The 11949-nt window shown below is 63.3% G+C and carries 11 protein-coding genes; all 11 read left to right on the forward strand.

Features of this window, described 5'->3' with window-relative positions; genetic code table 11:
• Positions 1–27: 27 nt before the first annotated feature.
• Complete coding sequence (locus M8523_RS24015; RefSeq protein ID WP_282587438.1) at positions 28–702, forward strand: shikimate kinase; 675 nt, start codon at positions 28–30, stop codon at positions 700–702.
• The gene (aroB, locus tag M8523_RS24020; protein ID WP_282587439.1) at positions 695–1867 is read left to right on the forward strand and encodes a 3-dehydroquinate synthase; all 1173 of its coding nucleotides are present in this window, start codon (positions 695–697) and stop codon (positions 1865–1867) included. The genes M8523_RS24015 and aroB overlap by 8 nt, the downstream gene beginning before the upstream one ends.
• 56 nt (positions 1868–1923) lie before the next feature.
• Positions 1924–2235 (forward strand): hypothetical protein, encoded by a 312-nt coding sequence (locus M8523_RS24025; protein WP_282587440.1) that lies wholly within the window; start codon positions 1924–1926, stop codon positions 2233–2235.
• Between the two features lie 78 nt (positions 2236–2313).
• Positions 2314–3084 carry a hydroxyacylglutathione hydrolase gene (gene gloB, locus M8523_RS24030; protein WP_282587441.1) on the forward strand — a complete coding sequence of 257 codons (771 nt, stop codon included), beginning with the start codon at positions 2314–2316 and terminating at the stop codon, positions 3082–3084.
• Positions 3081–3533 carry a cupin domain-containing protein gene (locus tag M8523_RS24035; RefSeq protein WP_282587442.1) on the forward strand — a complete coding sequence of 151 codons (453 nt, stop codon included), beginning with the start codon at positions 3081–3083 and terminating at the stop codon, positions 3531–3533. The genes gloB and M8523_RS24035 overlap by 4 nt, the downstream gene beginning before the upstream one ends.
• A 107-nt stretch (positions 3534–3640) precedes the next feature.
• Positions 3641–4978, forward strand: coding sequence for an EAL domain-containing protein (locus M8523_RS24040; RefSeq protein WP_282587443.1), 1338 nt, complete (start codon positions 3641–3643; stop codon positions 4976–4978).
• An 85-nt stretch (positions 4979–5063) separates the two neighbouring features.
• Complete coding sequence (locus M8523_RS24045; protein WP_282587444.1) at positions 5064–6047, forward strand: SPFH domain-containing protein; 984 nt, start codon at positions 5064–5066, stop codon at positions 6045–6047.
• On the forward strand, positions 6044–6475 hold the full coding sequence (locus tag M8523_RS24050) for an NfeD family protein (protein ID WP_282587445.1): 432 nt from the start codon (positions 6044–6046) through the stop codon (positions 6473–6475). Before M8523_RS24045 ends, M8523_RS24050 begins: the two co-directional genes overlap by 4 nt.
• A 186-nt stretch (positions 6476–6661) precedes the next feature.
• Complete coding sequence (gene uvrB, locus M8523_RS24055) at positions 6662–9313, forward strand: excinuclease ABC subunit UvrB (protein ID WP_282587446.1); 2652 nt, start codon at positions 6662–6664, stop codon at positions 9311–9313.
• The gene (locus M8523_RS24060; protein WP_282587447.1) at positions 9280–11478 is read left to right on the forward strand and encodes an nSTAND3 domain-containing NTPase; all 2199 of its coding nucleotides are present in this window, start codon (positions 9280–9282) and stop codon (positions 11476–11478) included. The genes uvrB and M8523_RS24060 overlap by 34 nt, the downstream gene beginning before the upstream one ends.
• A gap of 24 nt (positions 11479–11502) precedes the next feature.
• The coding region (gene tnpA, locus M8523_RS24065; protein WP_282587448.1) for an IS66-like element accessory protein TnpA at positions 11503–11949 on the forward strand (447 nt) is incomplete at its 3' end.

Below are 11949 nucleotides of genomic sequence, written 5' to 3' on the forward strand. Positions count from 1 at the left end.
ACGACGCGGTCGTGCTAGAGAAGCCGCATGAGGGGACTTCCAGAGGGAAATGAGCATGGCCATCAGGCCGTGCTGACGCTAGACCGCGACGCACGGGCCGAGGCCATTCTGGCCGCCCTCGGCAATCGCTCGATCGCGCTTGTCGGGCTGATGGGGGCCGGCAAGACCGTGATCGGACGCCGCCTCGCGGCGCGGCTCGGCCTCGAATTCGTCGATACGGACCACGAGATCGAGATCGCGGCCGCGATGACGATCCCGGAGATCTTCCAGCGCCATGGCGAGGCTTATTTCCGTGATCGGGAATGCCGGGTCGTGGCCCGCGTGATTGGCGTCGCACCCCGCGTCGTGGCGACCGGCGGAGGCGCCTTCATTCATGCTGCCACGCGTGCGGCCGTCCGGTCGGGCGCCGTCTCGGTATGGCTCAAGGCGGATTTCGAGGTGCTGATGCGACGCGTGCGCAAGCGCAACAACAGGCCGATTCTCTACACCTCCGATCCCGAAGGGACGATGCGGCGCCTGATCGACATCCGCTATCCCGTCTACGCCCAGGCGGACGCCACTGTGATCTCGCGGGACGGCTCGCAGGACCAGGTGGTGCAGGATATTCTCGCGGCCCTCGAAGCCGGACCACTGCGGGCCGCGGCGGAGCTTGGCGCTCAGCCCTGGTCGGGCCAACCACGGAACCTAGAGCCTGATGAGTAACCCCGCGTCGCCGACCGAGTTCGAGACCGTCACGGCCACATCTCCAGCCGTGGTCCCGGTGCGTCTCGGGGATCGGTCCTACGACGTCCTGATCGGCCCGGACCTGCTTCGGGACGCCGGCCGGCGGATCGCGGCGGTGGCACCCGGCGCAGCCTGCGGGATCGTCACGGACACGACGGTCGCGGCCCATCATCTGGCGCCCCTCCAGGCGAGCCTGGACGAGGCGGGCCTCCGTCACACCGTGGTGACGGTTGCGCCCGGCGAAGGCTCGAAGTCCTATGCGGGCTTCGCGGAGGTCTGCGACGCGCTTCTGGCCGCGCGGCTGGAGCGCGGCGACTGCGTGGTGGCGCTCGGCGGCGGCGTCGTGGGAGACCTCGCGGGCTTCGCGGCCGCAAGCCTCAAGCGCGGCATGACGCTGGTGCAACTGCCGACGAGCCTTCTCGCCCAGGTCGATTCGTCGGTCGGCGGCAAGACGGCGATCAATTCCCCGCTTGGCAAGAACCTGGTCGGCGCCTTCCATCAGCCGAGCCTGGTGCTGGCCGACACGGCGAGCCTCGACACGCTGGCGCCCCGCGAATTCCGCGCCGGCTATGCGGAACTCGTGAAATACGGGCTTATCGACGATCTCGATTTCTTCCAGTGGCTCGAACGCTACCGCGGCGCCGTGTGCGGCGGCGGACTGGAACGCGTCGAGGCCATCCGCCGCGCTGTCGCGGCCAAGGCCGCCGTCGTGGCACGCGATGAATTTGAGACGGGTGACCGCGCCCTGCTCAACCTCGGCCACACGTTCGGCCATGCGCTGGAGCGCCTCACCGGTTACGACGGCACCCGGCTGGTGCATGGCGAAGGTGTGGCCATCGGCATGAGCCTCGCGTTCCGGTATTCCGTTCATGAGGGCCTCTGCTCCGGCCAGGATGCGGAGCGGGTCACGGCCCACCTGCGCGCCGCCGGTCTCCCCACGAGCATCGGGGCCATACCGGGCTGGACCGCGGATGCAGACGCCATGCTGGACGCCATGGCCCAGGACAAGAAGGTCTCGCGCGGCAGTCTCACCTTCATTCTGGCCCGCGGCATAGGCCAGAGTTTCATCGCCCGCGGCGTGGTGCCGGAGCGCGTCAGGGCCTTCCTTCGGGACGAATTGCCTCCCGACGGCGAGCGCGCCTGATTGTCCTCAGGCACGCGACGCCTAGGTGTTTTGCGAACGAAGGGGAAGCAACGACTATGCGTTTCATCATCGCTGCCGGGCTCATGCTGCTGGCCGGGAGGGCCCAGGCCGAGGCACCCCACTGCATGATGCGGATCCTCATGGATGTTCCGGCCGAAGAGGCGCCGGAACAGATGAAATCGAAAACCAATGAGGAGTTCGGTCCCATCACGCAGATCAAGGTCAACCGGAAGACAGGCAAGATGACTTTCTGCGGCAAGGATACTTACTGCTACAATTCCAATGCCTTCCAGTTCATCACACCCTGCCGAATCAAACGCGATCCCGAGATGAGTGACGGAACGTTCTTCTCGTTCTTCACACGATAGCCGGATGGACATCGCGCCATTCCGACCCACATCCCCAACGGCTCAGGTGAGGAGCCGTGGCCGCTTCGGAGAAGCCGGATGACAGCTCATGTCCATCAGTTCCTTTGTCTCAAGGACAATTACGGCGTCCTGTTGCACGATTCCGTCACCGGCAGCACGGCCGCGATCGACGCGCCCGAGGCGCAGCCTATCCTCGACGCCCTCGACCAGAAGGGTTGGACGCTGACCGACATTCTGGTCACACATCACCATGCCGATCATGTCCAAGGCATCCCCGGCCTGAAAGCGCGTTTTCCCGAGGCGCGCGTAGTGGCGCCGGCCAAAGAGGCTTCGAAGATCGGGAATGTCGCGCTCGAAGTCGCTGAAGACGAGATTGTCAGCGTCGGCAAGCTGAAGGCGAAGGTTCTGGAAACTCCCGGCCATACGGCCGGCCATGTCGTCTATTGGTTCGAGGACGAATCGCTGCTTTTCGCGGGCGACACGCTGTTTCCGCTCGGCTGCGGTCGTGTGCTCGAGACTCCCCTGCCGATCATGTTGACATCGCTGCTGAAGCTGACGCGGCTCCCAATCGAGACGCTGGTCTATTGCGGCCATGAATATACGCTCAGCAACGCTCGCTTCGCCCTGACGGTCGATCCGGAGAATGCCTTGCTGCAGTCCCGCTTCCTCGATGTCGAGGCCTTACGCAAGGACGACAAGCCGACCGTACCGACCACGATCGCCCTCGAAGTCGCCACGAACCCGTTCCTGCGGGCGGGCGACCCGACGTTGCAGCGCTCGATCGGCATGGCAGGGGCTGATCCGACGGCCGTCTTCGTCGAATTGCGGGAACGGAAGAACCGGGCGTGACCTCGCCGGTCAGGCAGGAGGCGCGCGACATCATCGCGCGGCTCGGCCTGAAGCCGCATCCGGAAGGCGGCCATTATCGCGAGATGTTCCGCGACCCGGCCGTCGATGCAACAGGGCGCTCTCGTTCGACAGCCATCTTGTTCCTGCTCGATGTGGGTGAAGTGTCGGAGTGGCACCGCATCGACGCGACCGAGGTCTGGCACTTCTATGCAGGAGCGCCACTTGTGCTGACGGTCTCGCCCAACGGGCACGATGCCGAGGCTCGCCGTCTCGGCCCCGACATCATGGCTGGCCAGATCCCGCAGATCGTGGTGCCGCCCGGATGCTGGCAGACGGCCACAAGCCTGGGCGCCTGGACGCTCGTCGGTTGCACCGTCGCGCCCGGCTTCGACTTCGCGGGCTTCGAACTGGCCCCGCCGGGATGGCGCCCGACGCCGCGGCGATCGTGAATCGATTGTTAAGACCACGGCAGTAGATTAGCATGACGGTGCGTCCGGCGTGTCGACTCGACAGATCGCAGACGCACTATGATGACCTCAGCGAGACCCGGATCCCGATGCGGCGTGCCACCGATCATCCGCCGGCTCTTTCGACCGGCGACGCCGGCCTGGACCCTCAGACCTTTGCGATCCTGCGCCGCACGGAGGCGACGGATAGCTATCACGGCCTGATCGCGCAGCAATTCTGCCGCACCACCCTTCTCGGTCTGCTGCCCTCGTTGCTGGAGACAGCACGCCGGGACGGGAAGTTGCCGGTGTTGATGCTGGTCCATGCCGCGCCTCCCGGGAGGCTTGGCCTCGGCGCCGCGGATGTCGAGGAGGAATTCCGGTTCGCTGTGGCGGAGGCGCTGTGCCGCGCACTGCGCGACACCGATATCGTCATGCGCCATTCGGCCTTCTGCTTCGCCATCCTGCTCGCCGATGCGGCGCCGACCGAGGCGGCCCATGTTGCCGACCGTCTTGCGTCCGTTCTCGCTGAAACCGGGATCCCGACATCCGTCGGCGTCGTGACGGCCAAAGTCAGCATCGGTGCCGCGACCACGGCGGCTGGCGATCGCGATGCCGCGGCCGTGGTGGGACGGGCCGAGACGGCGCTCGACCAAGCCCGTGCCTCGGGACGCCATGTTATCTTGGAGGCGCCGGCTTTTCTGCGGCGCGGCGAGCTTCGAGAGCAGGCTGTTGCCGAGGAGATCATCGTCTCCCTCGACGAATCACGCCTGCAGCTTGCTTTCCAACCCATCGTGGTCGCCTCCACCCGGGCGCTTTTCTGCCATGAGGCCCTGTCGCGTCTGTGCCGCCCCGATGGCACGCTCGTGTCTCCGGCGGATTTCTTTCCGGTCGCCGAGCGTACCGGTCTGGTCCAACGCATCGACCGTCGTGTCCTCGACCTTGCGCTGGCTCATCTCGAGGCCGATCCGCAGGCGCGGCTCTCGGTCAACCTGTCGATGCGCAGCGCGCAGGATGCCGCCTGGATGGAAGCCGCCTTCGACAGCCTGACCCAACACGGCGCCGCGGCCTCGCGCCTGATCGTCGAGATCACCGAGACCGCCGCCATCGACGACCTCGCCGTGATGGCCGCGACGGTGAAGCGCCTGAAGGCCTGCGGGGTGCGAGTGGCCATGGACGATTTCGGGGCCGGTTTCTCGTCCTTCCGCAACCTTCGCGACTTGACGATCGACCTGTTGAAGATCGATGGCGCCTTCGTGCGGGATCTCGCGCAGTCGCCAGACGACGCGGTCTTCGTGCGCACGCTGGTCGGCCTCGCCAAGCATCTCGGCATCCCGGTCGTGGCCGAATATGTGGAGACCGAGGAAACCGCCGAACTGCTGACCGGCTGGGGGGTCGACTACCTGCAGGGACATCTCATCGGCGCGGCCCTGCCACTCCCGGTGTAGCCGCCATGCGGCGAAAGTGCGCCGCTCTGGACCCCGGCCTTGCTTCCGACGTACACAGGATCGCTCGTAGCGCGAGGCGGAACGCATGGATCTGTCGGTCGGTTTCAGTATCTTCGCGCTCGTCCTTGCGCTTCTCGTCATCGTCACCATCGCGGCCGGCGTCCGCACCATTCCGCAAGGCTATGTCTACACGGTCGAGCGCTTCGGCCGTTATTCGCGCTCGCTGAGCGCCGGGCTCGGGCTGATCACGCCTTACATCGAGCAGATCGGCCGCAAAGTGAATGTCATGGAGCAGGTCGTCGAAGTGCCGAGCCAGGAGGCCTTCACGCGCGACAATGCCGGCGTGAAGATCGATGCCGTGGCGTTCTGGCAGGTGCTCGATGCAGCGCGCGCCTCCTATGAGGTCTCGAACCTGCAGACCGCGATCCTGACGCTCACCATGACCAATATCCGCACGGTCGTGGGTTCGATGGACCTCGACCAGCTGCTGTCCCACCGTGACGAGATCAACGAGAAACTCCTGCGCGTCATGGATGCGGCCGCCTCGCCCTGGGGCGTCAAGGTCACCCGCATCGAGATCAAGGACATCCTGCCGCCGGCCGATCTCGCCGGATCCATGGCGCGGCAGATGAAGGCCGAGCGGGAAAAGCGCGCCTCCGTGCTCGAAGCCGAAGGCCAGCGTCAGGCCGACATCCTGCGCGCCGAGGGCCGCAAGCAATCGGCGATCCTGGAGGCCGAAGGCCGCAAGGAGGCGGCCTTCCGGGACGCCGAGGCACGCGAGCGCCAGGCCGAGGCGGAAGCCAAGGCCACCGCCATGGTGAGCGAGGCCATCGGCCGGGGCGACCTCGCCGCCGCGAACTTCCTCGTCGCCGAAAAATACATCGATGCCCTGCGGGCGATCGCCACGGCGCCCAACCAGAAGGTCATCGTCGTGCCGATCGAGGCGGCGGCCCTGGCCGGGACGCTCGGCGGCATCGCCGAGATCACGCGCTCGGTGTTCGGCGACCGCGACACGCCGCCGGTTCCGCGCGGCCGGGTGCCCAACACCGGTGCGACGCCGCCGCGATGAGCGCGCTGGCGCTCGGCATCGGGGCCAGCTGGTGTTGGATCATCGCCGGGCTTGGGCTCGCGATCGGCGAGGTGATCGCGCCGGGCATTTTCCTCATCTGGCTCGGCCTCGCCTGCCTGGCGACCGGGCTCGTGGTCGCGGCAACCGCGCCTTCCTGGCCCGTGCAGGTGATCGTCTTCGCGCTTCTGGCTCCCGTGGCGGCCCTGCTGGGACGCCGCCTCATGCGCAATCCGCCGCCCACGTTGAACCGCCGCGGCCACGATCTCGTCGGCCGGGAGGTGGTGCTCGACACGCCGATCCACAATGGCGTCGGCCGCCTGCCGCAGGGCGACACCTCGTGGCGCCTCGTCGGGCCCGATCTCGCGGCCGGCACGCGCGTGCGGATCGTCCGGATGGATGGCGTGACCCTGGTGGTGGAGCCAGTTTAGAGCGAAGGCGTCATCCCTTCTCCCGCGTGAGCGGGAGAAGGTGGCCTTGCGGAGCAAGGTCGGATGAGGGGAATCGTAGACGCTGAGCCGGCCCTCATCCGTCACGGTTTCACCGCGACACCTTCTCCCGTTCGCACGGGAGAAGGAAGTCTTGGCCTTGCCGCCTAAACTCTCCATATTCGCTTCATGCCACCCGTCAAAAAGCCCCTCAAGCCCTCCCGCGCCAAGGCGTCCCGCCCGGATGTCGTGCCGCTCGGCGAACATCTCGCGGCCCTGCTGAATCCGGCCCTGAACGAGCCCCAGACGGCGCCACGGCCCGGCTTCGGCGAGGCGCCCCAGGCCGGCTTCGACAGCGGCGAACCTCTGCCGAGCGGCAAGATCACGCCAAAGCCCGAGCCGGAACTCAGCCACCCGCGCGGCATTTCCGGCGCCCAGGCGACCGCCGAGGTGCTCAAAAACCTGCTGGAGACGGGCGACCCGCGCTTCAAGGGCAAGGCCTCGGAATGGGTCCCTCACCGGCCGCCCCGCCCGGACAAGTCGGAAGGCGGAATCCATTTCGATCTAGTCTCCGAATACGAGCCCAAGGGCGACCAGCCGACCGCCATCAAGGAGCTGGTCGAGGGCGTCACGGGGCGCGGCGACCGCGATCAGGTGCTGCTCGGCGTCACCGGCTCGGGCAAGACCTTCACGATGGCCCAGGTGATCGCCGCCACCCAGCGGCCGGCCCTGATTCTCGCCCCCAACAAGACGCTGGCGGCGCAGCTCTACGGCGAGTTCAAGAGCTTCTTCCCCAACAACGCCGTCGAATATTTCGTCTCCTACTACGATTACTATCAGCCCGAGGCCTATGTGCCGCGCTCGGACACCTATATCGAGAAGGAATCGACCATCAACGAGCAGATCGACCGCATGCGCCACTCGGCCACGCGCTCGCTGCTGGAGCGCGACGACGTCATCATCGTCGCCTCGGTGTCCTGCATCTACGGTATCGGCTCGGTCGAGACCTATACGGCCATGACGTTCTCGGTGAAGGTCGGCGAGAGGATCGACCAGCGCCAGCTGCTCGCCGATCTCGTGGCCCTGCAGTACAAGCGCACGCCCGACTTCACCCGCGGCACGTTTCGGGTGCGCGGCGATACGGTCGAACTCTTCCCGGCCCACTATGAGGACCGCGGCTGGCGCGTGAATTTCTTCGGCGACGAGATCGAGAGCATCGTCGAATTCGATCCCCTCACCGGCAAGAAGACCAACGACCTCGACAGCGTCAAGGTCTATGCCAATTCCCATTACGTCACGCCGCGCCCGACCCTTGTGCAGTCCATCAAGGCCATCAAATCCGAGCTGAAGACGCGGCTCGACGAGCTCTACGGCACCGGCCGCCTGCTGGAGGCCCAGCGCCTCGAACAGCGCTGCACCTTCGATCTCGAAATGCTGGAGGCAACCGGCTCGTGCCAGGGCATCGAGAACTATTCGCGCTACCTCACGGGCCGCAAGCCCGGCGAGCCGCCGCCGACGCTGTTCGAATACCTGCCCGACAATGCCCTGGTCTTCACCGACGAGAGCCACGTCACCGTGCCGCAGATCGGCGGCATGTATCGCGGCGACTTTCGCCGCAAGGCGACGCTCGCCGAATACGGCTTCCGGCTGCCCTCCTGCATGGACAACCGGCCGCTCCGCTTCGAGGAATGGGACGCCATGCGGCCCCAGACCGTGCATGTCTCGGCCACCCCCGGCCCGTGGGAGATGGAGCGCGCCCAGGGCGTCTTCGTCGAGCAGGTGATCCGCCCCACCGGCCTCATCGATCCGCCCATCGAGATCCGCCCGGCCCGTTCCCAGGTCGACGACCTCCTCGGCGAGATCAAGGCCACGACGCAGGCCGGCTACCGTTCGCTCGTCACCGTGCTGACCAAGCGCATGGCCGAGGACCTTACCGAATACCTGCACGATCACGGCATCAAGATCCGCTATATGCACTCGGACATCGACACAATCGAGCGCATCGAGATCATCCGCGACCTGCGCCTCGGCGTCTTCGACGTGCTGGTCGGCATCAACCTGTTGCGCGAAGGCCTCGACATTCCCGAATGCGCCCTGGTGGCCGTGCTCGATGCCGACAAGGAGGGGTTCCTGCGCTCCGAGACCTCGCTGGTGCAGACCATCGGCCGCGCCGCCCGCAACGTCGACGGCAAGGTGATCCTCTATGCCGACAAGACCACCGGCTCGATGGAGCGCGCCATCGCCGAGACCGGCCGCCGCCGCGAGAAGCAGACGGCCTACAACACCCTCCACGGCATCACCCCGGCTTCGATCAAGCGCGGCATCCAGGACATTCTCAACTCGGTCTACGAGGCCGACCACGTCACGGTCGACGCCGGCTTCGCCAAGCCCGAGATGATCGGCCACAATTTCAAGGCCATGCTGGCCGACCTCGAAAAACGCATGCGCGCCGCCGCCGCCGACCTCGACTTCGAGACCGCCGCGAGGTTGCGCGATGAGCTGAAGCGCATGCAGCAGGCGGAACTCGTCATCGGCAACGACCCGATGGCGCGCCAGCAGGCCGTGGAGGACCAGGCCGGGGCGTTCAAAGGGGACCGGAAGTACGGGCGGGCCGCCAACCTGCCGGAGAGCCGGCCGCACAAGCCGACGGATGCGGATATGGGGCCGCATAATTTCGGGGGCGGCGAGGCGAAGCCACGGGCGCGGAAGCCGACATTGGAGGAGATGGGGCCGGGGGCGACGGAGCGGCCGGTTGCCTCGGGCGTGGTGCCGGATAAGCGGGAGCGGCCGGATCCGGGGGTGGGGGTTTGGAAGAAGGGGGGGCGGGGGCGGCGGGCGTAATAATGAATAATGCACCAGAGCTCCCGTTACATTCCAGACCGCAAGGCGCGTGGACTGATCTGCAATTACACACGCTAGGCTGGAAGGCGTTCCAGGATCTGTCGGCTCAGATTTTAGAAGAGACCTTGAGGAGCACTGTTGCGATTTTCCGAGAGGCCCAAGATGGGGGACAAGACGCCGTTTTCCTGATTAAGTCGAAATCGGGGACGTACAAGGACGGCACTGCGCAATGTAAGTTCACATCCAAAGCGACGAGGAGGTTTAAGTTATCGGACCTTCACTCCGAAGAGGCATCTATTATTGATTTGGTAGCTCGTGGGCAGGCGAATACCTATGTTGTCATCACCAACATGGGGGTTGATGCTACCACAGCAGTACAGGTACGAGATCGGCTGCGTGCACTCGGGGTGAGCAAGCCTCATGTTTTTGGTGGTGAGTTCATTACTAAGGTCATTCGTCAGAGTGCAAGGCTGCGGGCACTTGTACCTCGCGTTTATGGGCTTGGCGATCTGTCAACGATATTAGATGAGCGACGTGCCGCACAGACTGCTGCACTACTAGGACACCTGACAGACACCCTAAAGGTGTATGTACCTACTGAAGCACACAGACACGCCGTACGCGCTCTTACAGAGCACAAGATAATTCTTTTGCTGGGTGAGCCAGCGACTGGAAAGTCGACAATAGCCGCAATTCTGGCAACAACAGTACTCGAAGGCGACGGTCAGAGATCCATTAAGTGCGACGGTCCTATGGACCTCATAAACCGATGGAATCCTCATGAGACCAGCCGCTTTTACTGGGTAGATGACGCATTTGGACCAACTCAAGTCCGTACAGATTACATAGACACATGGATTTCCATAATGCCATTTGTGCAAGCCGCAATGGCGAAAGGGAATCGATTTGTACTGACTTCGCGGCGTCATATATATGAGGGAGCCAAGCCAAGATTAGGTACTCGCAATCATCCTCTTTTCAAGAATAAGAAGGCTATAGTAGATGTTGGCGACCTTTCTGAGGAGGAACGTCGCCAAATCCTTTATAATCACATCAAAGCGGGCAACCAGCCCGCTTGCTGGAAACGCGAGGTCAAACCGCATCTGCAGGATCTCGCGTCGGAAGGCCGATTTATACCCGAGATAGCCAGGCGACTTGGCGACTCTATGTATACAAGTAGAGTAGGGTATAGTCGTGCTGCCCTACTTGCATTTGTTAGAGAACCTAAGACACACCTTGTAGAAGTTATAAGAGAGCTGGCACGTGTTCATCAAGCGGCTCTGGCGCTTGTTTATGTCGAGAGAAGTAGGCTCGTTATTAACTCATCAGAAAACAGTAGCGCATGGGGCCTTGTTGCAAAAGCATATGGACTTGAAGACATTTCTCTATCTGAAGCGCTTCATGAGCTCGACCATTCATTTATAGTTAAAGCTACCGACGGTGTCCATAATTGGTGGACATTTAAACACCCAACCCTAGTGGATGCTTTTTCGGAGATTATCGCACTGAATCCCCAATCTGCAGAGCTCTATATCCGTGGAGCTCATTGGAGCAGCATACTTTCTGAGGTTGTTTGTATAGGCTGTAAACCCATTAAAGACGCGATTGCTGTCAGCGAGGATCAATTCCCTATACTTGCAAGGCGTCTATTGGACGTAACTAACGAACCAGATGTAAATACGCTGCTATTCAGGTTTCTTGAAGTTCGAGCATCAGATGTATGTCTTAAAATGTTTCTTGAACACGAACCGGACGTTTTCCTAAGAGAGTCTCGAAGCTATTTTAGCCTGTCAAACAATCCAAAAATCGGCCTCATGGCTCGCGCACAGAAACTAGGTCTACTGCCCGACGAGGAAAGGTCAAACATTGTGTACGTCGTCAAACAGCGCTTGAGAGACGAGCTCGATACATTATTCCTAACAGACGATGTGCTTTCCCTATTCAATCCGATGGATCTAGTAGAATTTACAATTTGGATGAGGAAGTTTCTTCCCGACATCAAAGATCATGTCGCAGATATTGAGAACAGAGTAGGGCTCGACGAGGATGGGGAATCAGCATTCGACGATTACAAAACAGCCCTGTTTGACCTGGAGAGGATATTTTTAGACGACGATGACGCGCTTTCCACCCTGAGAGATGCAGAAGGGGAGTATCCGGCATGAGCACCCCACGTTTCGGAGCCGCGCGTGAGGCGCGATGATGGCCACTCCGATGAGGTAGAGGGGGATGATTTGGCCAGTGACGACGATCGGCAAGGTGATCCGCATGATGCCCAGCGCGTACATGTTGGATATGGGGTCGGGCGCCGTGTTGAGGTGATCAGCGGGGTGGAGCGCCGTCGGCGTTGGGCGCGCGAGGAAAAGGCGCAGATCACGGCGGAGAGCTTTGTGCCCGGCGCCAATGTCTCGGACGTGGCGCGGCGTCATGGGATGAGCCTGGGCCTTCTTCACCACTGGCGACGCCTGGCGCGCGAGGCTGCGAGCGCCACCGCGGGCGCCAATACGACGTTCGTGCCTGTCCTGGCGATGGAGGAATCCTGCGAGGCCAGGCCGAGCACTCATGGGGCCGTGATTGAAATTACACTCGGCGGCGCGTGCATCCGGGTTCATGGCCCGGTCGACGGCGCGGCGTTG

This window comes from Lichenifustis flavocetrariae (assembly GCF_026130545.1).
Lineage (GTDB): Bacteria > Pseudomonadota > Alphaproteobacteria > Rhizobiales > Beijerinckiaceae > Lichenihabitans > Lichenihabitans flavocetrariae.

What these genes read in the sequence shown, in the direction of transcription:
- aroB (WP_282587439.1), top strand. Translation starts at nt 695, where the DNA reads ATGAGTAACCCCGCGTCGCCGACCGAGTTCGAGACCGTCACGGCCACA.
- M8523_RS24025 (WP_282587440.1), top strand. Translation starts at nt 1,924, where the DNA reads ATGCGTTTCATCATCGCTGCCGGGCTCATGCTGCTGGCCGGGAGGGCC.
- M8523_RS24050 (WP_282587445.1), top strand. Translation starts at nt 6,044, where the DNA reads ATGAGCGCGCTGGCGCTCGGCATCGGGGCCAGCTGGTGTTGGATCATC.
- gloB (WP_282587441.1), top strand. Translation starts at nt 2,314, where the DNA reads ATGACAGCTCATGTCCATCAGTTCCTTTGTCTCAAGGACAATTACGGC.
- uvrB (WP_282587446.1), top strand. Translation starts at nt 6,662, where the DNA reads ATGCCACCCGTCAAAAAGCCCCTCAAGCCCTCCCGCGCCAAGGCGTCC.
- M8523_RS24045 (WP_282587444.1), top strand. Translation starts at nt 5,064, where the DNA reads ATGGATCTGTCGGTCGGTTTCAGTATCTTCGCGCTCGTCCTTGCGCTT.
- M8523_RS24040 (WP_282587443.1), top strand. Translation starts at nt 3,641, where the DNA reads ATGCGGCGTGCCACCGATCATCCGCCGGCTCTTTCGACCGGCGACGCC.
- M8523_RS24015 (WP_282587438.1), top strand. Translation starts at nt 28, where the DNA reads ATGAGGGGACTTCCAGAGGGAAATGAGCATGGCCATCAGGCCGTGCTG.